Annotated in this window: 17 protein-coding genes and 1 pseudogene; 10 read left to right on the top strand and 8 right to left on the bottom strand. The window is 62.4% G+C overall.

Annotation, left to right across the window (positions count from 1 at the left end):
• Positions 1-107: 107 nt before the first annotated feature.
• Together NXS98_RS13210 and NXS98_RS13205 are read right to left on the bottom strand one after the other, a co-directional pair.
• The gene (locus NXS98_RS13210) at positions 108-956 is read right to left on the bottom strand and encodes a glycosyltransferase family 2 protein (RefSeq protein ID WP_283845483.1); all 849 of its coding nucleotides are present in this window, start codon (positions 954-956) and stop codon (positions 108-110) included.
• Between the two features lie 16 nt (positions 957-972).
• Positions 973-2,088, bottom strand: coding sequence for a hypothetical protein (locus NXS98_RS13205; RefSeq protein WP_283845482.1), 1,116 nt, complete (start codon positions 2,086-2,088; stop codon positions 973-975).
• A 259-nt stretch (positions 2,089-2,347) separates the two neighbouring features.
• Between NXS98_RS13205 and NXS98_RS13200 the strand changes: the two genes are divergently transcribed.
• The 7 genes from NXS98_RS13200 to NXS98_RS13170 all read left to right on the top strand — a co-directional run bounded on the left by NXS98_RS13200 (position 2,348) and on the right by NXS98_RS13170 (position 8,382).
• Complete coding sequence (locus NXS98_RS13200) at positions 2,348-3,415, top strand: COX15/CtaA family protein (protein ID WP_283845481.1); 1,068 nt, start codon at positions 2,348-2,350, stop codon at positions 3,413-3,415.
• Complete coding sequence (cyoE, locus tag NXS98_RS13195; protein WP_283845480.1) at positions 3,412-4,317, top strand: heme o synthase; 906 nt, start codon at positions 3,412-3,414, stop codon at positions 4,315-4,317. The genes NXS98_RS13200 and cyoE overlap by 4 nt, the downstream gene beginning before the upstream one ends.
• A gap of 111 nt (positions 4,318-4,428) precedes the next feature.
• On the top strand, positions 4,429-6,261 hold the full coding sequence (locus NXS98_RS13190) for a cytochrome c oxidase subunit I (RefSeq protein ID WP_283845479.1): 1,833 nt from the start codon (positions 4,429-4,431) through the stop codon (positions 6,259-6,261).
• A gap of 7 nt (positions 6,262-6,268) precedes the next feature.
• Entirely contained in the window at positions 6,269-7,126 is an 858-nt protein-coding gene (locus NXS98_RS13185; protein ID WP_283845478.1) for a cytochrome c oxidase subunit 3, read from the top strand.
• A gap of 7 nt (positions 7,127-7,133) precedes the next feature.
• Positions 7,134-7,334: a hypothetical protein gene (locus NXS98_RS13180; protein WP_283845477.1), complete on the top strand. Its 201-nt coding sequence runs from the start codon at positions 7,134-7,136 to the stop codon at positions 7,332-7,334.
• Positions 7,331-7,606, top strand: coding sequence for a hypothetical protein (locus tag NXS98_RS13175; RefSeq protein WP_283845476.1), 276 nt, complete (start codon positions 7,331-7,333; stop codon positions 7,604-7,606). Before NXS98_RS13180 ends, NXS98_RS13175 begins: the two co-directional genes overlap by 4 nt.
• Entirely contained in the window at positions 7,603-8,382 is a 780-nt protein-coding gene (locus NXS98_RS13170; RefSeq protein WP_283845475.1) for a cytochrome c oxidase subunit II, read from the top strand. The genes NXS98_RS13175 and NXS98_RS13170 overlap by 4 nt, the downstream gene beginning before the upstream one ends.
• Positions 8,383-8,835: 453 nt before the next feature.
• Here the strand turns inward: NXS98_RS13170 and NXS98_RS13165 are convergent, their stop codons facing one another.
• On the bottom strand, positions 8,836-9,390 hold the full coding sequence (locus NXS98_RS13165; RefSeq protein WP_283845474.1) for a hypothetical protein: 555 nt from the start codon (positions 9,388-9,390) through the stop codon (positions 8,836-8,838).
• Positions 9,360-10,247 (bottom strand): RHS repeat-associated core domain-containing protein, encoded by an 888-nt coding sequence (locus NXS98_RS17980; protein WP_425499958.1) that lies wholly within the window; start codon positions 10,245-10,247, stop codon positions 9,360-9,362. Before NXS98_RS17980 ends, NXS98_RS13165 begins: the two co-directional genes overlap by 31 nt.
• Before the next feature lie 1,286 nt (positions 10,248-11,533).
• Between NXS98_RS17980 and purN the strand changes: the two genes are divergently transcribed.
• On the top strand, positions 11,534-12,178 hold the full coding sequence (purN, locus tag NXS98_RS13160; RefSeq protein ID WP_283845473.1) for a phosphoribosylglycinamide formyltransferase: 645 nt from the start codon (positions 11,534-11,536) through the stop codon (positions 12,176-12,178).
• On the opposite strand, the gene NXS98_RS13155 is transcribed toward purN, so the two are convergent.
• Both NXS98_RS13155 and NXS98_RS13150 read right to left on the bottom strand, forming a co-directional pair.
• On the bottom strand, positions 12,127-16,530 hold the full coding sequence (locus NXS98_RS13155; protein WP_283845472.1) for an amylo-alpha-1,6-glucosidase: 4,404 nt from the start codon (positions 16,528-16,530) through the stop codon (positions 12,127-12,129). The two genes, purN and NXS98_RS13155, sit on opposite strands and share 52 nt — an antisense overlap.
• A 55-nt stretch (positions 16,531-16,585) precedes the next feature.
• Entirely contained in the window at positions 16,586-17,494 is a 909-nt protein-coding gene (locus tag NXS98_RS13150) for a sugar phosphate isomerase/epimerase family protein (RefSeq protein WP_283845471.1), read from the bottom strand.
• A 142-nt stretch (positions 17,495-17,636) separates the two neighbouring features.
• Between NXS98_RS13150 and NXS98_RS13145 the strand changes: the two genes are divergently transcribed.
• Positions 17,637-18,428, top strand: coding sequence for an MBL fold metallo-hydrolase (locus NXS98_RS13145; protein ID WP_283845470.1), 792 nt, complete (start codon positions 17,637-17,639; stop codon positions 18,426-18,428).
• Positions 18,429-18,508: 80 nt separating this feature from the next.
• Positions 18,509-19,881: pseudogene (gene mnmE / locus NXS98_RS17815) on the top strand (tRNA uridine-5-carboxymethylaminomethyl(34) synthesis GTPase MnmE).
• Between the two features lie 105 nt (positions 19,882-19,986).
• On the opposite strand, the gene NXS98_RS13130 reads toward mnmE, so the two are convergent.
• Both NXS98_RS13130 and NXS98_RS13125 read right to left on the bottom strand, forming a co-directional pair.
• Complete coding sequence (locus tag NXS98_RS13130; protein ID WP_283845466.1) at positions 19,987-20,673, bottom strand: carbohydrate-binding family 9-like protein; 687 nt, start codon at positions 20,671-20,673, stop codon at positions 19,987-19,989.
• Between the two features lie 58 nt (positions 20,674-20,731).
• Positions 20,732-21,649 carry a hypothetical protein gene (locus NXS98_RS13125; protein WP_283845465.1) on the bottom strand — a complete coding sequence of 306 codons (918 nt, stop codon included), beginning with the start codon at positions 21,647-21,649 and terminating at the stop codon, positions 20,732-20,734.
• Between the last annotated feature and the right edge of the window lie 261 nt (positions 21,650-21,910).

Raw genomic sequence — 21,910 nt, 5'->3', positions numbered from 1 at the left:
ATAATACGCGGTTGCCAGCGTCTGACAAGGCAGGAGTACATCCCGCTGGGGCAAGGGGCAGCATGAGCCGGCGCCGGCGTGGCCACCGCGGCTTGAAGTTTCAAGGTTTAACGGCCTGCCGCCTCGTGGCGCCGGTGCACCGCCGTGGGCCGGTTTACGTGGAAAACCACCCGTTGCTCCGGTGACTCGCGGGTGTACAGGGCGTAGGAAAAAGGCCGCACGAAATAATGGCCCGCGCCCAACCGGCGGAGGCGGTGATGCCAGATGATTAACGGCCGGAGCCATCGGGCCCAGGCGGGCGCACTGGCCAGCAACTGCGCCCGCTCCCGCTGGGCATTGGGTTTGAGATTCATGTTTTCGCCCGTGTCCGTGAAGGCCGTCGTCACCACGGGCAGGCAGGCAAAGCGCACCTTGGCCGCAAGGAGGCGCAACACCCATTCGGCATCTCCCAAATCGCGATAGGCGGGATTGAAAAAAAGGTCGCGCTCCAGGAGGCGGCGGCGGAAGAATGTGGCGCAGGTGAGCAGGGAGAGATTGCCGGAGACCCACGTGTGCGCCCGGTGGGGGATTAGCGCCTGGCGGTGACACAGGTACTGGCCGGCGGGGTTGACGATGATGGCATCGGCCAGCAGGACATCCGTTTCCGGATGGCGGTCCAGAAACTCTCCCACCGCGGCCAGCGCGCCTGGAAGATATTGTTCATCACAATTCAAATAGGCGAGGTACTCGCCGCGGGCCCGGCGCAGGCCGCGGTTGATGGCGTCATACATGCCCTGGTCTTTTTCCACGAAAAGCTGGACGCGGCGGTCCTGGGGCAGCCAGTCCAGGGTGCCGTCGTCCGAGCCGGCGTCCTGGACAATGTGTTCATGGTCCACGGCCTGGTCCGCCACTGAAGCCAGGCACAAGGGAAGCCAAGCACCGCTGCGGAAAGAAGGGGTGATGATGGAGAAACGCATGCGCCGCCGGCCCGTGTCACCGGGCAATCACCCGGTAAAACCGGCGGGAGCTGCCCTGCACGTTGAAGTCTCGATAAAGGTAATTGTTCATGGGCCAGTTAATCTCCTGGACGGTGGTCCATTGCCGCAAATCTTCGCTCACTTGCAGCTCGTAACGTTGGTCGGGCTGGAGCCGGATTTCAAACACAAATTGCTCGCCATCCATCCGCGGTTCCCGCAGCTCGGCGGCGGCCGGCGGCGGCGGCGCGACGGTCCGCAGCGGGAAACTGGTGGTGCGCATGTGGCCAATCAGGCCGGTGGCATATTCGGTGTTGGGCAAGGCGGGTTGAAGGACGATGAGGGTGCCCAGGTAGGCCTCGCCCAGTTGCAGGGTATTGGCTGGAATTACATAACTGGTGGAATTGCCGTCCAACGCCCCTTCGGTGAAGGGCGCAGGGCTGCTCAGCACCATGCGATTGCGCTGGTCAAGCACCGTGAAATACACCACCCGGGGAATCAATCCCCCCGCCAGCGAGCTCCAGTTCACGGTGAAATCCTGCGATGGCTCAATGGCCTGGGCATTGGTCAGGTTGAGGATGGTGGGGGTGGGCGGGATGCTGGCGCCCGCGTAGCTCAATTGGTGGCTGTGGTAGCCGTCGTTCACCGTCCACATATTCATGGTGTACCGGCTGGGGGTGATGAGGCTGGAGCTGCTGGGGTAGGCCGCGTCCAACGCGCTGAGCGTGGCAAATTCCTCGCTGAACAACCAGAGGGCATCTGTGCCGCTGGCCAGCATGCCAATCAATCCCTCGGCGATATTGGTGGCCAGTTGCCGGGTGGTGCCGTTGGGAAGGCGGACGGTGGCGTTGGTGACAGCGTTGGTGCTGCTGGCAATGACAAAGCTGATGAATTGAAAGGCATTGGTGCCAATGGGCGCTGGCGCCGAGCCTACGGCCTGCGTGTACACTCCCGACTTGACCACGCCGTAGTACTCTACATCCGCAGCGGACGCCGTCGCGATGCTGCATCCCAGGATTAGCGCTGTCCACAACCAGCGCCTGGCCCGGGCAAGGGCGGAAATGCGTAATTTTAATTGGACCATGGTCTGGCAGCTCAAGGTAAAGGTCACGGGCGATTTCAACGGGGGAAGCATAGCTTACCTTTCCAAAAAAGCCAGCCGGTAATGAGTGGCTTTTAGGGGTAAAGTGTGGTTGGCCTCGAAGGCCGCTGGCGTGTCTGGTGATGCCTGCCGCTTTGCATTGCCGCCGCGGTCGTCCTTTTGCGGGCGGGACATTTGGCTGAACATTCGGCGCTGCTCTGCCTGGCAAGCCGGCAGGATAGGCTAATGGTGTGGATTAGGTTTTTTGAGAATCCCTCTTGCGGTTTAACCGGAGGTGTTCTTCTTTTGGAGCATGGTTGATGCGCCCTTAGCGCCCGTCCGCACGACTGGGCTGAATCGCTTTGCCTGGGTGACCGCTCTGGCCACCCTGGGACTGATTGGCATGGGGGGATTGGTCACCAGCCACGGCGTGGGCATGGCCGTGCCGGACTGGCCCACCACCTATGGGTACAACATGTTTTTGTTCCCCGTTTCCCAGTGGGTGGGTGGGATTTTCTATGAGCACACGCACCGCTTATGGGCGTCGGGGGTGGGCTTGCTGACCACCATACTGGCGGTGTGGATGTGGGTGCATCGGACGGAGATATTATCCCGGAAATGGCTGCGGGTGCTGGGGGTGGTGGCGTTTGTGGGGGTTAGTGTGCAAGGTGTCCTGGGGGGGCTGCGGGTCACGTTGATTAAAGATGAACTGGGCATTGTCCACGGCACGCTGGCGCAGCTTTTTCTGGTGCTGATGTTTGCCATTGCCTTGTACACCTCGCGCTGGTGGCCGCGGATTGTGCAAGTCCGTGAAAGCCAGCCTTGGGAGGCCCACCGCTGGTGGCTCACTGGGTTGGCGGCGTTGACGCTTTTGCAGTTGGTGCTGGGCGCCACCATGCGCCACCAACACGCCGGTTTGGCTGTGCCGGACTTTCCGCTGGCCTATGGCCGCATCTGGCCGCCCACAGACGCGCAATTTCTGGAAACGGTGAACCAAACACGACTGGACGCGCGCGACTTCAAGCCCATTACCGCCGCTCATGTGTATTTGCACATGGCCCACCGGGGCGTGGCGGTGATGCTGCTGGTGGGTGTTGCGGCGCTGGCCTGGCATTTGCGCAAGCGTGTGGGGTCAAAGCATGTCCTGACCGTGTGGGCGTATGGGTGGTTTGTCCTGGTGGTGGTGCAAGGGCTGTTGGGCGCTGGCACGGTGTGGAGCAACAAGGCCGCGGACATTGCCACCCTGCATGTGGTCCTGGGCGCCGTGCTGCTGGTCTATGGCAGCCTGCTTTCGCTGGTGGCATGGCGATTGACTCGCGCCACCCAACCCTTGGGCGCTCCGGCCACCAGTAACAAATCGGTAACGCTGGCGATGGCATGAATTCGGAAACACTGCATCCCTCTTCTGTGCGCAGCCGGTGGCTGGACGCGGAATCGCTCCAGACCCTCGCCGAGCTGACCAAGGCGCGGCTCAACAGCCTGGTGCTGTTGACCACGGCGGCCGGTTTTTATCTGGGCAGCAAAGGCGCCATGGACGGGTGGGCGCTGGCGCGGGTGTTGAGTGGCACCGGGCTGCTGGCGGGGGGGGCGGCCGTGCTGAATCAATACCTGGAGCGCGACTATGACGCCCGCATGACGCGCACGGCCCACCGGCCGCTGCCCGCCGGCCGGATTAAACCGGAAAGCGCCGTGCTGCTGGGGGGCATCCTGTCGCTGGCCGGCCTGGTGTACCTGGCGGCCGAGGTGAATTTGCTGACCGCCTTTTTGGGGGCGGTCACCCTGATTACTTACTTGTTCATTTATACTCCCCTGAAACGGCGGACCATCTGGAATACGGTGGTGGGGGCCGTGCCGGGGGCGCTGCCACCGGTGATGGGCTGGGTGGCCGCTCAAGGACGCCTGGACTGGGGCGCGCTGGCGGTGTTTGCCATACTTTTCTTCTGGCAGGTGCCGCATTTTCTGGCCATCGCGTGGTTATACCGCGAGGACTATGCGCGGGGCGGCTACGTCATGTTGCCGGTGGTGGATGTGGATGGCTCGCGCACGGCGCGCCATGCTTTGCATTATACCATGGCCATGATGACGGCCAGCGTCCTGCCGTCGCTGCTCGGCTTGACCGGCGGGTTATACCTGGCAGGCGCCCTGGTACTGGGCGGCCTTTTTCTTTCGGCCACGCTCTGGTTTGCGCGGCGGCTCCATCGCCCCTCCGCCCGCGCGCTGTTTCTGGCCAGCATTCTCTATCAGCCGGTGCTGGTCGGCCTAATGGTGTGGGACAAGGTTTAACAGCCGGCTTAATACCTGTGGGCGGCCATTTGACACCTCCAGGACACAAGACAATTTTAGCCGGCCCGTTGCGAATCATGGCGGGTTTGGGTTTGGGGCAGGCAAAGTAATATGCAGTCGGACACAACCACGGTAGAACACGCGCACACCGCGCCGCATGAGCATGGGGCTCACGCGGCGCACCATGAACCGCTGAGTTTCTGGCGGCGCTACATTTTTTCAGTGGACCACAAGGTGGTGGGCATCCAATACGGCATCACCGCCCTGGTGTTCATGTTGATTGGCTTCTTCCTGATGCTGCTGATGCGCTGGCAACTGGCCTATCCCGGCCAGCCCATTCCCGTGTTTGGCCCCATCCTCGAAGCCGTGCTGGGCGATGTGGCGCGCGGGGGGCGCATGACGCCGGACTTGTACAATTCCTTTGGCGCGATGCACGGCACCATCATGGTGTTTCTGGCCGTGGTGCCGATGATTGTGGGCGCCCTGGGCAATTACCTGGTGCCGCTCCAAATTGGCGCGCCGGACATGGCCTTCCCCCGCCTGAACATGATGAGCTATCACATTTATTTCTGGGGCGGGGTGGTGATGTTGGTCAGCTTCTTCATTCCGGGGGGAGCGGCGCAATCCGGCTGGACGAGTTACTCGCCGCTGGCGGTGGTGGTGCCCACCATGGGGCAGACGTTCTGGCTCATTGGCATGGTGCTGCTGATTACCTCCTCCCTGCTGGGGTCCATCAATATCATCACCACCATCATTCAACTCCGCGCGCCGGGGCTGACCTGGATGCGCCTGCCCTTTTTTGTCTGGGCCCAACTGGTCACCAATTTTCTGCTGCTGCTGGCCTTTCCTCCGCTGGAAGCGGCGGGCATCATGCAGCTCATGGACAAGGTTTTGGGCACCAGTTTCTTCATGCCCACCGGCCTGGTGGTGGGTGGCCAGCCCCTGGACATCTCCGGCGGGGGCAGTCCCTTGCTGTACCAGCATTTGTTCTGGTTTCTGGCGCATCCGGAGGTGTATGTGCTGATTTTGCCGGCGCTGGGCACGCTGGCGGAGGTCATTTCCACCAACACGCGCAAAGCCATCTGGGGTTACCGGTTGATGGTGTACAGCTCGCTGGCGCTGGGTTTTCTGTCCATGATTGTGTGGGCGCATCACATGTACCTGACCGGCATGGGCACGCGCCTGAGCACGTTTTTCCAAACCACCACGATGATTATTTCCATCCCTTCGGTCATCATCATCACCTGCTTTTTTGTGTCGCTCTGGGGCGGCTCCATTCGCTTCAACACCCCCATGTTGTTTGCCCTGGCCTTCCTCCCCATGTTTGGCATCGGGGGGTTGACCGGCCTGCCGCTGGGCTTCAGCTTCAGCGACATCCACCTGCATGACAGCTATTATGTGATTGGCCACTTCCACTATGTGGTGGCGCCGGGCACCATCTTTGCCATTTTCGCGGCCATTTATCATTGGTACCCCAAGGCCACCGGCCGGTTTATGAACGAGTTCTGGGGGCGCGTGCATTTTGTGCTGTCGTTCATTTTCATGAACCTTGTCTTCTTCCCCATGTTCATTCAGGGCATTTATGGCATGAGCCGCCGGATGTCCGACGGCGGGGCCACCTACGCCCAGGCGGATAATCTGGCGGTGGTGGGGCTGCCGCAATGGGTGGTGGATTTGAACATCAACATCACCCATGCCGCCATTGGACTGATGCTGGCGCAAATTCCGTTCATCATTAACTTCTTCTGGAGCCTGCGGCATGGGGAGCCGGTGAAATCAGACAATCCGTGGCAGGCCACCACGCTGGAGTGGCAGACGCCCACCCCGCCCGGACATGGCAACTTCCTGGAGCCAGTGCGGGTGTACCGGAGCGCCTACGAGTATTCCATCCCGGGGCATCCCACGGATTTTACGCCCCAAAACCAGCCGCAACCCGCGCGTTAATTTGCCTATGTCCTCGGCCGCCATGGAAATTCCCTACACAGTGACGCCCCGGCGCGAGACCGGCTTGTACAACGGCAAGCTGGGCATCTGGATGTTTATCGCCTCGGAGGTGATGTTGTTTGGCGCGCTGTTTTCGTCGTATGCCGCCTTGCGGACGGGCGCGGATTTCTGGCCCACGCGCATGATGAGCCTGGCGATGGGCACGATGAACACCGCCATCCTCATTTCCTCCAGCATCCTGGTGGTCATGGGCTGGACGGCGCTCAAGCTCAAACAATTTGACAAGTTCAAGCTCTACCAGGGCCTGACCTTGCTCTGCGCGGTGGTCTTTCTCTGCATCAAGGGCGTGGAGTACCGCCAGAAGTTCATTCACTATGAAGTGTGGCTGACGGACCAGGCCGCAGAGAAACTTGCCGCCGCCCATCCGCATCATGAGCAATGGCTGAAGGAGCCGGGGGTGTTTCCGGGGCGGCGCAGCATCACCGGCCATTTGGAGGGCAACCCGTGGCTGCTGACCCACAAGCAACTCAAGGCCAAGGGCGTGCAGGAAATCACCTTGTATCCGGACGTGGCCGCGGGCGGCCATGCCGAGCCGCTGAAAATCGCGGTAAGCGACATCTTCCGCATGACTGCCTATGCGCCCGCCCATAGCAGTTATTTCGCCATCTACTATGCCCTGACGGGGTTGCATGCCCTGCACGTGATTGGCGGCATCATCGTCATGTTTTACCTGTGGGGCCCGGGCCGCCGCATGTGGTTCACCGAGCCGGAGCGGTTCACCAATCGCATCGAATGCTCGGTGGTGTACTGGCACTTTGTGGATTTTGTGTGGCTGATTGTTTTCCCGTTGTTTTACCTGTTCTAGCGCCCTTATGCCCCTCAAAGCCCTCCATATCTTTTTCATCACCGCCGCGTTTCTCCTGACCCTGGGCCTTGCGGCCTGGGCATTCAATATCTACCTTAAGACGGGCGAAACCGCCTTTGCCGTGTACGGCGGCGGCTCGGCGTTGTCGGGCATCGTCCTGTTTGGCTACGTGATTTATTTTTGGCGCAAGATGAAGGGCATCCAATGAAGACGCGAGTTACCTGGGCGCGATTATCGTTGTTGGCGCTGCTGTGCTGGCTGAACTGGCCGCAAACGGCGGCCGCCTGCGCCACGTGCTTTGGCAAGTCCGACTCCAAACTGGCCGAGGGCCTGAACATGGGCATCTTTGCCCTGCTGGGGCTGGTGCTGTTGGTGCTGGGCTGGCTGGCGGGTTTCTTCATCTATCTTTCGCGCCGGGCTGCTGCCGAAGCCCGCGTGGTGGAATCAGCGGTTTCCGCTTCCCACTCCCCGCAACCATGAACTTGTTGCTGTTTGCCAATCTGGTGCCCATGCCCCCCCTGGCCTCGCAACACGGCCAGGACGTGGACCGCCTGATTAATTATCTGCACTGGCTCATGCTGGTGCTGTTCATCGGCTGGGGCGCGTATTTCATTTACGTCCTCCTGCGCTTCCGCCAGACCAAAACCCCGAAAGCCAATCACCTGGGCGCGCAAACCAACGCGCCGAAATACCTCGAGCTGGTGGTGGCCGGCATTGAAACCCTCATACTGCTGGCTTTCGCGCTGCCCATGTGGGCCAAGCTGACGGACCCCAAAAACCTGCCCACCGGCGGTGACGTCACCCAGGTGCGCGTCACAGCCGAACAATTCCAATGGAACTTTCGGTATCCCGGCCCGGATGGTGTTTTTGGCCGGCAGGACATCAGCTTGGTGTCTCCCAGCAATCCCCTGGGGTACGACGAAAAAGACCCCGCCGCCAAGGACGACATCACCCCGCCCATGGGTGAAATGCACGTGCCGGTCGGCAAGCCGGTGGTCATCCGGCTGACCAGCAAGGACGTGATTCACAGCTTCAAAGTGGTGGCTTTTCGCACCACCCAGGATGCCATTCCGGGCGTCCCCACCACCACCCAGTTCACCCCAACGCGGGTGGGGCGGTACATGATCACCTGCGCTCAATTGTGCGGCAACGGCCATGCCAAAATGGCCGGTTATGTGGTGGTGGACACCGAGGAAGACTATCGCAAATGGCTCCAGGAACGCAGCAAGGCTGGCGTGGCCACCAGTTTTGAGTAAGCCTTCAAAGTTTAAGACTGCATCAGTCCGCTCGCGGCGTAGGCAGTAAAAACAGATTGTGGCAGGGATATTTCGCGCGAGTCATACCCGTTTGGGCTTGCCCCGGTTTGTTGGACAACCGGAATAAGGGGTGCACATGGGTTGTATGGAGTTGATTTGGTTCTCAAAGTCCACAGGGGATTGGTAGCCGAGCGCGCTGTGGAGCCGCGTGCGGTTGGAATCGGTTTCAAAGTAGGCAAAGGCGTCCGCTTGCGCTTGGGCGCGGGTAGCGTAGCCGCCGTGGTCCGGCTGCCCTTTCCGCGGCAAACTCGCTTATCAACTTGTCGTGGTAGCCGTATTTGCATCCTCATCAACACCGTTGCAACCCCAGTCTCCCCAATCCGACGCCGCAGCCGGGGCGCACGCCTGGGTGGCCGACTTAACTTCACTGCAGCCTGAGCACGGCTGATTTCCTTACACCGTTTGTGCGGGACAGCCGGAATCTGGATTTAAGGAAAACCATTTGTGATACGCAAAATACCAGAGTGCTGAGAGAACACCGCAGGCGAAAGCTCCTACGGCGGCGAAGCACAGGAGATACGCGACAACAATGCGTGAGCCGTCCAGTCCATTCAATTCAGACGCTCCGGCAGAAAGAACGGGAAGTGCTGAAAGACCGCCGACCAGGACACCCACGATGAGCATAAACGCAAGCCATGCGAGAAAGCTTTTGTGCTGCTTGCCGATTGCAGCAAATAGCGTTGCCAGCATCCACACCAATGCCGAGGCAATGATTGCCAAGCGCCATGCCATGCCAAATGCATACCAGATGAACGGAATGCCCGACAAATCTCGTGACAATATCAAATGGGGTGTTCCGGTCAAGATGCCAAAGCACGCAGTCAGCAGAATCGTCCCGAGGACGTAAACAACCAAAAACGTCGGGACGAACAAGCAGAGCGATTTGACGATGAACAGCAGCGCTCTCGCCATGATGCTCAAAGCCCGGTCAAGCCAATCGCTATGCATGATGCTGGCACTCCTTTCACGGGGATAAATTGGCACTTGGAATAACAGTCCACGTGAGCTTTCTTTCGACAGTCGTTACGGTTGTCGCACGACTCCTCCGTTTGGCAATTGACCTCGGCCGCTTGAAGACAGTTCGCAACGCACTGGACTTTGTCCGAGCACTTATACTCGTCCATGAAATCCTTGCAGCACTTGTATGCTCCAGCCGGATACGAATCAGGCTTTCCCCCGTCGCACGTTGAACCGATGAAGGGCAAGTAACCCGCGCATCGAACTGAGTTCGGTGGATTTACTGGCGGCAGCTTCGGCTTCGGCCACGGGAATGGCGGGATCTTGGGCCAAGGGACTTCAATCGGAGGAAGTTTCGGCCACGGAATTTCAATTGGAGGAAGCTTGAAGATTCCTCGCCCGTCTGTGTCCACATAATCCACCGGATTGTTCTGAACGAAGCCGTAGAGGTTGATTCCTCCTGCTTCCTGCAACGAGTCTCTGTTTGGCCAGCGGGCGTGGTTGGAGAAGTAGTAGCGGTGGCCGTAGTAGTACAGGCTGGTTTCCCAGTCAAAGTATTTGGTGGAGAAGAGATGATTGAACGTCTGGGCCGGGGAGCCCGTGGCACGAAGAAGGTCGCCAAACGGGCCGTATTTGTATTGTGGCGCACTTTGTGATGTGGATGCGATAGTCTCTTGGAGCAATGACTCCTCTTCGGCGGGACGCCGAAGTCTGCACGCGGGACGCGTGCGCTCCCCGAGACCGACAGCTTGCACCCACCCAGTTTCAAAACCCCTCGAAGCCGAATACGCCCCGTGTGTCGTCCCCGACAAATCCACCCCCCACACGTGCGTGCGCACCGCACCCATTGGCCCATACACTGCGGGACAATTCTTCTCCTCCACGATTGCCAACGCACCTATGGCTTCATTCACCTGCATCTTGTGGCTGACCTCGTGCCCAATATCCCCCAAATCCCCCATGCCTTCAAGCCCTCACTCACCCCCAAATCGGCTTTTGGCTTGCCTCACTTAGGCCATAGGAGCGGTGTCGTAGCGTAGGCGTACCCCATGTAGCGCAGGCGTCCCGCCTGCGAGTACCGCCTGCGTCTCGCAGGCTTATTCCAACCTTACGATGCGTGCTTACCTTCGTTACGGCACAGGAAAGATTGGCGCACGGTTTGTTGTTTCCGAGCGTTTCCTCTTTACGTTGGCAATTCAGCAATCACGGAGCCGGGAGGCTCCGTGAACCCGCAGGCGGGGACGCCTGCGCTACATGCTCTCACCCTGACCTTCTCCCGGGGGGAGAGGGAAAATAGTTAATGTGCCTCGAATTATTCATTATCTGCGTTTGCTCAATGCAGGCGAGGAGGGAAAGTAAGAATAGAAACCCCATAGATGTTCTCATCTCAATTCGTTGCCTCCGGCCTGCGGGACGGAGGCTGAATCCCGCTTCGCAGGACGTGGACGCCTGCGCTACGACGAATGATAGGTTGACGTGTGGCACTGTGCTTGTAAGCGAGTCGGCATGACCGCGGCAGTTTTGTAGTCACGGAGCCGGGAGGCTCCGTGAACCCGCAGGCGAGGACGCCTGCGCTACACACCCTCACCTTAGCCTTTTTCCACGATGGGGTGGAGGGAAAAGGGGGCAGAGCGCGAGAAAGGGGAAAACACTAACCACGAATGAACACGAATGGACACAAATTTTGAACAGAAGGAAACAAAGGGAACGAAGAGGGAGAAGAGGCCCCTCACCCTAGCCCTTTCCCAAGGGGAGAGGGGGAAATTATAGTTGCGCGGATTATCCTGCCCTAACCCTGTGGCCCCCCTTTGGCCTGCGGGACGCAGGCTGAATCCCGCTTTGCGGGACGAGGACGCCTGCGCTACGGCGGCACGCCTGCGCTAAGTCACCCTCACCCTGACCCTCGCCCGCGGGGAGAGGGAAATACACTCATTTCAGTAATAGACTTTGACAGCTCTCTCCCAGAGGGAGAGGGGAATTATTCGGCGCACTGCTGTGTGCGCGTTCAGTGTCAACCTGAGTCTGGCCAAGGGGGAGCGGAAAAACATCAAATTCATTTTTGACTTCGCCCGCCCTTGCTCCGGCCTTCCCTTCCTGCTTGCTCATGGGGGCGGCTCCGGGCTAAAGAAGGCGCATGCAAACGCAAGCTGCCGCCGCCAGTTTTCGCCTGGGAGTGCTCGGCTCGGGCAAAGGCTCCAATTTCGCCGCCATTGCTGATGCCTGTGCGGCGGGCCGGGTTCCGGCCCAGCCCGTGCTGGTGCTGAGCGACGTGGAAAATGCAGGCATTCTTGAGCTGGCACGCCAGCGGGGCATCCCCGCGGAGTACTTGCCGCCGGGCAAATTCCGCACCAAGCTGGATGAGGAAACTGAGGCCCGTTACATCGCCCGTCTGCAGGAGGCGCGGGTGGATTTGGTGGTGCTGGCAGGTTTTATGCGCATCCTGAAGGGGCCGTTTCTCAAGGCGTTTGAGGGGCGGGTGGTGAACATTCATCCCAGTTTGTTGCCGGCTTTTCCGGGCTTGGAAGCCTGGAAACAAGCCTTGGAGTACGGCGTCAAGGTCACTGGTTGCACGGTGCATTTTGTGGACCAAGGAGTGGACACCGGCCCGGTCATTGGCCAGCGTGTTGTGCCGGTGTTGGATGAGGACACCCCGGCTTCCCTCCATGCGCGGATTCAAGTGGCCGAGCGCGAGCTTTACCCGGCCTGCATTGCCGCCATTGCCCGGGGTCAACTGCGGCGCGAAGGCCGGCGCGTCCTGGGTTTTCCGCCGGCGCTTTGAGGCCGCCGGCTGGTTCTGGTTTTTGGGCGCAGGCTTTCCAGCCAGAGCCAGACGCGCAGGGCTTCGGTGGCGCTCCAGGCTTGGGCGTCACAGCCGCGTTCTTGATGGGGGGCGTCTCCGTCCACAATTTCCGGCAGGTGTCCCAGGCATCCGGCGGTCAGGCGGTCGTTCAAGCTGGCCAGACAACCGCGGGCCGCTGCCACGGCCTCGGCTTCCAACTCATAAGCCCGCGCCAGGGCCTCGGCATAGACCGGCAGCAGCCAGGTCCAGGCCGTGCCGTTGTGGTAGGCGGGTTTGCGCCGGGTGTCTTCATCGCCTTCGTAACGGCCCCAATAAGGCTGCTCGGGATGATTCAAGAGCCGGCCGTCCGCCGCGCGCACGGGCAGTGGAGGGTCGGCGGGCAAGGGCGCCAGGGAGCGCACGGCGCCGGGTACCAAAAGGTGGCGTTGCACCGCCGTCAGGTAACGGCGCGCGCGTTCGCCCGTAAAAACGCCCAGGGTGATGCCGAACAGGGCATTGGGACGGAGGCAGCGGTCGGGCACCGCCTGGCGGGCTGGCTGGCCTGCCGGGGCCAGCAAGGTGTCCGCCCACCAGCCCAAGTCTTCCTGCCAATAGAAAGTTTCCAGCGCATGTTGCGCCCGGGCGGCCAGGCTGCCGTAAGTTTCGCCCTGGCGTGTGCAGCCCAGTCGCTCCAGATGCCGCAGCAAGCGTACCCACAGCACCTGGATTTCGATGGGATACCCTTCGCGCGGTGTGGCCGCCGGATGATTGGTATCCATCCACGTAAAATGCGCGGGACTCCAGACCAGTGCCGAAGCGGGGTCCACCTGAATGCCATTGGGCGTGCCCGCCAGGTAGTGCTCCGCGATGGAAATTAAAACTTCGCGATACGTGCGGCGGTCATCGGCCACCTTCTGGTCATAAAAAGCAACGGCTTGGCGGCGTCCCGGGCGGCGGGCCTGAAGGAAGGCGGCCAATTCCTCGGCCACCAGCGCCCACCACAGCGGGGCGTCGCTGGTGTCGCGATTGGAGCCGTCGCCCCCATAAAAGGCGTTGGGCAGGGTGCCGCGCTCCTCCCACCGGCCCAGCTCGCTGAGCATGGAGGAAACCTCCTCCACATAACCACTGGCCAGCAGTCCCCGCGCACCAATCAAGGCATCCCGGCTCCAATCCAAAAACCAGGGATACCCGGCAATCAGAGTCCAACCTTGTTCACGCCGGGCCAGGAAGGCTTCCACGGCCGTCCGCAGCGTTTGCTCAAAAGTCCGCGGTGGAGGCAGGCGGCGGGGCACCGCGGGGAAACGGAGCCGGCCCGTTTCAAAATGAGGCTCGGCGGAACAGGCCAGCGTGGCGTGCTCGCCCGCCGCCAGCGGAATTTCAAACCAGCCCGGGCTGTAGGCATCGCCCCAGCCTTCCATGCCGCGGCTTTGTTCCACCCAGTGCGGGAGGTTATGGGACCATTCGCCCTGGGGATGGTACAGACCACGGTCCGTGACCACACAAAGCCGACGCCGGGGGTCAGGCTCAAAGACAAACCCGGCCGGCCGGCGCAGCGGCCGGTGATGCGCCGTGAAGTGGTGTTCGGCCCCGGGGGTGTGCTTGGTTTCCCAGTGAAAATTGCGGTCCTCCAGGTCAAAGCGGGCGGTCACGCTCACCTGGCATTGGGGCGGCAGGGGCTGTCCCAGCGCGGGGAGCCGGGCCGGGCGGCTGAGTTTGAACCAGAGGGTGTTTTTGCCCTCGGCCATGAGGGCCGTCAGTTCCAGTTCCAGGCTGCGCCCATCGCCGGCATGTGCCACAAACCGCCAGCGGGCCGGCGGGCCGGGATGAAACTCCAGCAAATTGGCGGCGTTGAGCGGCGTAATGAAACCATCCGCGTTGACCCATAACCGCAGGCGCTTGACGAGCACGTGCCGGTCCACCGGCATGGTGGGGTGGAGGTTGGCGGCCAGCACGGCGTCATATTTGCTTTTGAGGTTGCCCAAATCCACGGCCAGCCGGGCCATGGCGCCGCCGCGGTTGGTCAGCAGCACCATGGGCAAATGCAGCGGTGAGGGCACTGCCTTGAGCCGGGCGGCCTCATACACCGGCGGTGGCGGCTCGGCCGGCAGGAAGCGCAGCGTGGCGGTGAGGACGGGTGGTGTTTGAGCGGGACGCTCCAGGCGCAGTCGCGCTTCGCCGTCAAAGGCCTGCGGCGGGAAGGCGGCCACGTGCCCCTGGTCGGTTTCCACGGAAGCCACATTGACCGGACGCTGGGCGCCGCCAAAACTCAGTTGGGCACGAAACGGCGCGGCTTCGCGCACGGCCAGCCAGTGGCCCGAGGGAATCATCGTAATGCGGCGCGCATCGGCTTCCTGCCACACCACCACGCGCGGATAATAAAGGCCCGCGCGCGCCTGATTCAGGGCGGCCAGCAAATGCCGGGCCGTCTGCGCGGCATCCAAGCGGTGCAGGCAGCCCAGGAAATCCCAGGGCTGGCGGCGGGCAATCAGCGCGAGCATGGGCCAGTCGCAGGGGCCAATGGCCTCGATGGGCACGTGATGCGCGATGGCGCGCAACGCCCACGCCGCCGCGGCGCGCAGGCGGCGGTACTCGTCGCCATGCAAACCCACCGGATGCGGCGTGGCCGCCAGGCAAAAAACCGCCGCCGGCTCCAGGGTGAATACGGCGTGGCCGTCAGGCCGGAAAAAGACCATGGGGGGTGTTTGCCCCAGCAAATCCACCAGGGGCGTGCCGCCCAGTTTTTGCGGCAGCCGCAAATGCACGGAGTGACTTTGCTCCGCATCCGTGTTCACCAGCACCAGTACTTCATCGCCGCCCTCGGCGGAAATCCGGCGCAGGGCAAAAACCGGGGACTCCGGCTCGCTCAAGCGTTCCAGGCGGGCGCCGTCGAAGAAACACGGATGCTGCCGCAGCAGGCGGTTCAGGGCGGCCAGTTCCTGCACCAGATTCTCGGGCGCGCCCCAGTTCAGGCCGGCGCATTGATGCACGTTGATTTTTTCCTCGGCCAGCCATTCCACGCCGCCGGTGAAACCAAATCCGCCGCACACGCTGGTGAGGGCGCAGAGGCGGTTGCGCAACAAGGACCAGGCCCGGCCGCGCGCGGCCAGACGGTTGTTGTCATGGGTTTCGCTGTAGTGGGTGTAAAGCCCCACCCGCTCGGATTGCCGGAGCGCATAATCCAGATAACTGGAGACCTCGCGCCCCGAGTAGTTCTGAAACAACTCGGAATACGCCCATTGCATGCCGCCTTCAGTGAGCAGCAGTTCGGTGGCCTCCCAGGAGCCGCCCAGGCCTTCGAGCAGGAAGATTGTGTCCGGGTATTCCTGGCGCACGCGGGCGGTGATGTGCTGCCAGACTGGCAGAGGCACCTTGTAGCCGGCATCGCACCGGAAACCGTCCACCCCGCGGCGGCACCAGGTTAAAAACGCCTCGGCCAGCGTATCCCACAGGGCGGGATGGCTTTGGTCCAGCTCCACCAGGTCGCGCCAGATGTTGCCCCAGGCGCCCGGGCTGGCAAACTCGCCGTCCGGCTCGCGGCGGTACCATTCAGGATGTTCATTGAGGAGGGTGGCGCCCCAGCCGGTATGATTGATGACGAGGTCCAGAAAAAGCTTGCCTCCGTAACGATGCACGCCTGCCACCAGCTCCTGAAACTGGTCCAGCGCCGTGGTCCGCCGGTCGAACTCCACCAGGGCCGGGTCTATGGCGGTCAGGTCCTGGCAGGCATAGGGGCTGCCAAACCGGCCAAAGCGCGCATAGGTGGTGGGCGTGGGGTTGATGGGCAGCAACTGCAACACCCGGCAGCCCAGGGTCTCAAAGATATGGGGCAACAGCCGGGTCAAATCTCGCAGCTTGCCGGAGGGCGGAATGACGGCGTAACCCTGCTCGTCCAGAAGCCGCAAGCGTTCTTCAAGCGCCTCGTCCCGCGCCCGGGACAGATGACGGGTGTGGCCATAGAGCCGGGTGAAGGCGCAATAAATGATGTTGCCGGTGCGGCAATCATCCGGATGCACGCTCAGCCCCACATTCAAGCCGGGCGGCCAATGCTGGCGGTGCTGCGCATCCAACGCATAGGCCTTGGCCTGGAAATAGCCGGTCTCGAGCAGCGGCAATTCCAGCTCCCAGCCGCGCGCCGTAGGGGTCATGGGGATGTCCCGCCAGGAAGCCCCCGCCAGCGGCAGCGGCTGGAAGTGGGCGTTGATAATTTCCTCGCGCAACATCTCGCCGCGGCCCAGGTTGGTGCGCAACATGCCCCGCCAGCCGGCCGGCGGCGGCGCGGGTTCACAGAGCAATTCAAAACGCGCGCGGTCGCCTGCAAATCGCAGCAGGCGTTCGCCGCAGGCGGGCATCATGTGGAGCCGTATCATGGCGCGGGATGCGGCGCCGGCCCATGGCCGCTGTCCGGCTTCATGACGCCAGGGCCGCTTGCATGGCCTTCAACCAGCGGGGCACGGCGTCCCAGGGGTCCTCGGCGGCCTCGTATTCCAGGGCCACGTAACCTTGATAATTGGCCTCGCGCAAAATCCGCACCAGCCGCGGCAAGTCGGCCGGCTCCGGCTTGGGGGCGCCTTGGCGGCGCACTTCCACCTTGATTTGGACATTCACCGCATAGGGGGCACAGGCGGCCAGCTCGGCATAGGGGTCTTCGCTGGTGAAATTGCCGGTGTCCAGGTTCACTCCAAACCAGGGACTCCGCACGGCCTTGACCAGGGCCAGCAACTGCTCGGCGGTGGTGACGATGCCGCCGTGGTTTTCCAGGCCCAACATCACGCCTTTTTCGCCCGCATAGGCGCAACATTCCTCAATGGCCTCAAGGCAGTTGCGGGTGGCCTCCGCCAGCGGAATTTCCTTGGGCGCCGGCCCGGCAAAAATGCGGATGTGCGGCGCGCCCAGGATGGCGGCGTAATCAATCCATTCCTTCACGCTGGCAATTTCCTTTTGCAGGGCCTCGCCCTTGGGCCGGGCAAAGTTATTGCCCACCGCGGTGCCGCTCAAGGCCACGCCGCGCAGGAAGGCATGGCGCCGCAGCCGCAACAAGTATTCGCGGGTGACCGGCCGGGGAAAATAATAACTGGTCACCTCCGCCGCCGGCAGCCCTTGCTCGGCGCAGTAATCCACGAAGCCAAACATGTCCAGACTCCGCGGCTGGCCGGGTTTTTGAAAATAGTTGCGGAACGAATACGCGGCCAGGCTGGGAATGAGGCGGGGACGCCCCGGACGCTGGAGCGGCTCCATGGCCGAGGCCGGCAGGAGAGTTCCCAGGAGGGCGGCGCTGCCCGTCCACCGCAAAAAGGAGCGTCGTGGTATCGCTGTCATGCCGCCCAGTGTAACGCAAAATCGGCCACTCTCCAGCACGTTTTTGAAGGGGAAAGGAACCACCCTCAGGGGGTGGGCGCCTGTCGGCCACCGCGAGGGAAAAGATTGAATAATGCCAAAAATGAGGCATGGTCTTGGGTGTATGAAAGCGTGGAACTTGACCTCATTGGGCAACGGGCGCAATGCCTGTCTCACCCTGGCTCTCATGGCGGCCTTGTGGGTCGCACCCGCCACCGCCGCGCCACCGCCGCCGCCGGACCGCCTGCCGGCCGAGGGTGGCGAAGTTCTCATTCAACCCTTGCAACATGCCACGCTGGCCTTGCGTTGGAAGGAGCACACCGTTTATGTGGACCCGGTGGGCGGCGCGGCCTTGTTCACCAATTTGCCTGCGCCCAGCCTCGTACTGCTCACTGATATCCACGGGGACCACCTGCAGCTTTCCACGCTGCAGGCGGTGGTGAATGACAAAACCTTGTTCGTGGCGCCCCCGGCGGTCACGGCGCAACTGCCCGAGGCCTGGCGCTCGCGCGTCACCTCCCTCACCAACGGCCAGTCGGCCACGGTGGGCGGGTTGTTGGTGGAGGCGGTGGCCGCTTATAACCTCGCAGAAGACCGGCAGAAATTTCATCCCAAGGGCCGGGGCAACGGATACGTCCTCACCCTGGGCGGCAAACGCCTGTACCTCAGCGGCGATACCGAGGACATTCCGGAAATGCGGGCCTTGAAAAACATTGACGTGGCTTTCCTGTGCATGAATCTGCCCTACACCATGACCCCCGAGCAGGCTGCCGATGCCGTCAAGGCCTTTCGTCCGCGCGTGGTCTATCCCTACCATTGCCGGGGCACGGATTTGAATCGTTTCAAGGAATTGCTGGCCGGCGAAAAGGAGATTGAAGTGCGCGTGCGCGACTGGTACGCCACCAGCCGCCGCTAATCAGCCCGGTTTTTTCCGGCGCAGGTCCGGCTCCTTTCCCACCGCCCCGCCGGCGGGGGAAGGGAAGCGGGCGAATTGCCATGGTTTTTGACGACACCATCGCGGCCATTTCCACCCCTCTGGGCGAGGGGGGGCTGGCCGTGCTGCGACTTTCCGGGCCACGAGCGCTGGCGATTGCGGACCAATGCTTCGTCCCTCGCGGCCGCAGCTCCCAGCGCCCCCTGGAAGCTCCCACCCATACGCTGCACTATGGCGAGCTGCGGCGCGAAGGCCGGCGCGTGGACGAAGTGCTCCTGGCGGTCATGCGCGCCCCGCGGACTTACACCGGCGAAGATGTGGTGGAAATCTCCTGCCACGGCGGTTTGCTCGCTGCCCGGCTGGCGCTGGAAACTTTGCTGGCGGCCGGCGCCCGGCTGGCGCATCCGGGCGAGTTCACCCGCCGGGCCTTTCTTAATGGCCGGCTGGACTTGACCCAGGCCGAGGCGGTGGCGGACGTCATCCACGCCCGCACCGAGCTGGCGCTGACGGCGGCGCAGGAGCAACTGGCCGGCAAACTGGCCCAGCGCATCCGCCAACTGCGGCAGGATTTGCTCCACACCCTGGCCCACATCGAAGCGCACCTTGATTTTCCGGAGGAGGACATTGCGCCCGACAGCCGCGAGCAACTGGGCGCGCGCCTCGAGGCGGCCCGGCATTCATGCAGGAGCTGCTGCGCACCGCCCGCGAAGGCCGACTGCTGCGGCAGGGCATTCGCGCCGCCATCGTGGGCCGTCCCAATGTGGGCAAATCCTCGCTGCTGAATCTGTTGCTTGGCCATGACCGCGCCATTGTCTCGCCCGTGGCCGGTACCACGCGGGACACCATCGAGGAAACCGCCAACATCCGCGGCCTGCCGGTGGTGTTTGTGGACACCGCCGGCCTGCGGGAGGCCGCCGATGCCATCGAAGCAGAAGGCGTGCGCCGGAGCCAGGAGGCGTTGCGCCGCGCGGAGCTGGTGTTGCACGTGCTGGACGTGTCCGAGCCGCTCACGCCACTTGACCAGCGGCATCTGACGGAGCTGGCGGGCCGCCCGCGCGTCATTGTGTGCAACAAAAGCGATTTGCCGGCCCAATGGTCGCTGCCGGCCGATTTTCCTGCGCCCGTCGTGGCCGTGTGTTGCCTGACGGGGACCGGCGTCGAAGCGCTGAAAGAGGCCATCAAGAATCTGGTGTGGGGCGGAGAGGTACAGGCCGAAATGCTGGAAGTCATGATTAACGCACGCCATCAGGATGCCTTGCGCCGGGCCCTGGAGGCCACCGCCAACGCCCAGCAGGCCCTGCAGGCGGATGCCTCGCTCGAATGTGTGGCCCTTGACTTGCGCATCGCCGTCAACACGGTGGGCGAAATCACCGGCCAAACCGCCACCGAAGACCTGCTGGATGCCATCTTCAGCCAGTTTTGCATCGGCAAATAAAAGGCGAAGCTCCCTCCTTGGCTTTCCGCCGGCTCGCCCTCGGTGACTTTTGGGCCAGCGTGTAGGCCTTGCTCATCCCCCCGCTCTGAGGTCCGGGACAAGTTTTTATCCACCCCAGTGCATTTTCCCAAAGCAGCGGGGCAAATGGAAGTTCAGCGCGTCCACCGGCGCCCAGGCGGCCCAGTGCGGATGGGAGGTTTCGTTGCCGCATTTGTAGGCATTCATGCGCCAGCACTGGCCGGCCAGCGGCCCGAGCGGCCCCACAAAAGGCTCCAATAACCGCACCGGCAGGGCAAACGTCAGCCACCAGGTCAGCGGACCCACCTGCTCCGGCTCCACCACGGGCGGCAGCGAGGCATGGATTTGCAGGCCGCGCGCATCCTCGGGCCGCCATTTGCGGTATTCTTTGAAAGTGGCGCCCACCCGCTCGGGGTTGGTGATGTAACAACACATCATCGTGCCACCGGCGTTGAATTCAAAATTGAAGTAACCGCGGTCCGGGCGGGGTTGCAGGAAGATTTCCACGCAACTGTCGCGGTACACCGGGTCCCCAAACTGGGTGTGCCGGCTGCGCACGTAATAATCCTGCACGGTGAAGCGCCCATACAAATGCTCGCCATCATGCAGCAGGCGCAGGGTGGTCGCAGGCCGATGGTCGCTGCTCTCCGGCCGGAAGGCGGCAATCTGGATGATGTCCGCCGCCGCCCAGGCGTCCTCGGGCGGCTGGAGCTGCGGCGGTGGCGGGATTTGTCGCACCACCGTTTCGGGAAGGGCGTTTGCGCCGGCAATCATGCGCCAAGGATGCAAGGCCGCCAGCCGGTGAGGCAAGCGCGATTCCCCGGCCCTATTTTTAGGGAAAGCTGGGTGAGATCATGACCCCGGTGGAGGGGTGGAGGCAAGTCGGGATGGTGGGGTTGGGAGAGGTTGAGGGGAGCCAGTGGATTAGGGCCCCGGCGAGGGCTGGGGCCTTGGCGTTGAGGATTTGGAGTGGGCTTTGCCATTCTTTGCCGCGGTTGGGGCGGACGAGGTTGAAGTACAGCCAGTAGGTGGTGATTTTGGCCCAAAAGTCTTGGGGGCTGGAGAAGGTTTCGCGGTCGAAGAATTCGTCTTCGACCAGGCGGTGGACGGTTTCGACGTCGCTTTGCCAGGTGTAGCGTTTGGGAGGGATGAAGCGGTGGTCGGAGCCGAGGGCGCGGACGGTGGCGGGGAGGCCTTGGTGGTGTTGGTTGACTTGGAATTCACTGCCGTTGTCGGTTTGCCAGACCAGGGTGGTGAGGTTGACGCCGTGGGCGGCGAGGTGGGCGGAGAGTTGTGTGGCCAGGAGGGTGGCGTAGGATTTGGAGAGTTCGTCGGCGTAGCCGGTGAAGCAGGCGCCGGAGACTGGTTCGCGGACGGTGTATTGGAAGCGGGGAGGTGGAGGCGGTTCATTTGGGGCCAGTAATGGGGAATGTCCTGTAAATACTTGGTATCGGCGGAGAGTTGGGAGAAGAGTGGCCAGTTCCGTTTGAGGGCGCGGAGGAGTTTTTGGTGGCGGGTTTCTTTTGCGTGGGCGGAGGAGATGGTGTTGGCGGAGGACGCGGGCGATGGCGTTGTGGCTGCAGGGAGGGCGGATTCGCGCTGGAGGCGTTCGGCGCCGAAGCCGGTTTGGTGGCGGAGTTTGACGATTTGGCCTTCGAGGCCGGAGGGGATACGGCGGGGGGAGCGTCGTGGGCGGCGGCTGTGTTCTTGGAGGGAGGAGGGCTTGCCGGGCACGTGGCGTCGGAGCCATTTACGGACGGTGTTGCGGGAACAGCCGAACTCGCGGACGGCGGCTTTGATGCCGTGGGTTTTGGCGAAGGCGACGAGTTTTTGTCGCAACCAATGGCGGTGGGTGCGCATACGGTACAATTCAAAGTAGGTGGTGTGCACGCCGGGAGGATAGCAGATGGGGCGCGCCGCTGCTGCACCTCCTCCGGAGGAGGTGCAGCAGCTCATCCTTGCGGCGTGCACTCAACACGTTGATCTTAACCACGGGGGTCATGATCTCACC

The organism is Fontisphaera persica, from assembly GCF_024832785.1.
In the GTDB taxonomy this organism is placed as follows: Bacteria; Verrucomicrobiota; Verrucomicrobiia; order Limisphaerales; family Fontisphaeraceae; genus Fontisphaera; species Fontisphaera persica.
The sequence above is the reverse complement of the archived record's forward strand: the minus strand, read 5'-3'. Positions and strand labels throughout refer to the sequence as shown.

What these genes read in the sequence shown, in the direction of transcription:
- NXS98_RS13210 (WP_283845483.1), bottom strand. Translation starts at nt 956, where the DNA reads ATGCGTTTCTCCATCATCACCCCTTCTTTCCGCAGCGGTGCTTGGCTT.
- NXS98_RS13205 (WP_283845482.1), bottom strand. Translation starts at nt 2,088, where the DNA reads ATGCTTCCCCCGTTGAAATCGCCCGTGACCTTTACCTTGAGCTGCCAG.
- NXS98_RS13200 (WP_283845481.1), top strand. Translation starts at nt 2,348, where the DNA reads ATGGTTGATGCGCCCTTAGCGCCCGTCCGCACGACTGGGCTGAATCGC.
- cyoE (WP_283845480.1), top strand. Translation starts at nt 3,412, where the DNA reads ATGAATTCGGAAACACTGCATCCCTCTTCTGTGCGCAGCCGGTGGCTG.
- NXS98_RS13190 (WP_283845479.1), top strand. Translation starts at nt 4,429, where the DNA reads ATGCAGTCGGACACAACCACGGTAGAACACGCGCACACCGCGCCGCAT.
- NXS98_RS13185 (WP_283845478.1), top strand. Translation starts at nt 6,269, where the DNA reads ATGTCCTCGGCCGCCATGGAAATTCCCTACACAGTGACGCCCCGGCGC.
- NXS98_RS13180 (WP_283845477.1), top strand. Translation starts at nt 7,134, where the DNA reads ATGCCCCTCAAAGCCCTCCATATCTTTTTCATCACCGCCGCGTTTCTC.
- NXS98_RS13175 (WP_283845476.1), top strand. Translation starts at nt 7,331, where the DNA reads ATGAAGACGCGAGTTACCTGGGCGCGATTATCGTTGTTGGCGCTGCTG.
- NXS98_RS13170 (WP_283845475.1), top strand. Translation starts at nt 7,603, where the DNA reads ATGAACTTGTTGCTGTTTGCCAATCTGGTGCCCATGCCCCCCCTGGCC.
- NXS98_RS13165 (WP_283845474.1), bottom strand. Translation starts at nt 9,390, where the DNA reads ATGCATAGCGATTGGCTTGACCGGGCTTTGAGCATCATGGCGAGAGCG.
- NXS98_RS17980 (WP_425499958.1), bottom strand. Translation starts at nt 10,247, where the DNA reads ATGGGTGCGGTGCGCACGCACGTGTGGGGGGTGGATTTGTCGGGGACG.
- purN (WP_283845473.1), top strand. Translation starts at nt 11,534, where the DNA reads ATGCAAACGCAAGCTGCCGCCGCCAGTTTTCGCCTGGGAGTGCTCGGC.
- NXS98_RS13155 (WP_283845472.1), bottom strand. Translation starts at nt 16,530, where the DNA reads ATGATGCCCGCCTGCGGCGAACGCCTGCTGCGATTTGCAGGCGACCGC.
- NXS98_RS13150 (WP_283845471.1), bottom strand. Translation starts at nt 17,494, where the DNA reads ATGACAGCGATACCACGACGCTCCTTTTTGCGGTGGACGGGCAGCGCC.
- NXS98_RS13145 (WP_283845470.1), top strand. Translation starts at nt 17,637, where the DNA reads ATGAAAGCGTGGAACTTGACCTCATTGGGCAACGGGCGCAATGCCTGT.
- NXS98_RS13130 (WP_283845466.1), bottom strand. Translation starts at nt 20,673, where the DNA reads ATGATTGCCGGCGCAAACGCCCTTCCCGAAACGGTGGTGCGACAAATC.
- NXS98_RS13125 (WP_283845465.1), bottom strand. Translation starts at nt 21,649, where the DNA reads ATGGCTCCGACGCCACGTGCCCGGCAAGCCCTCCTCCCTCCAAGAACA.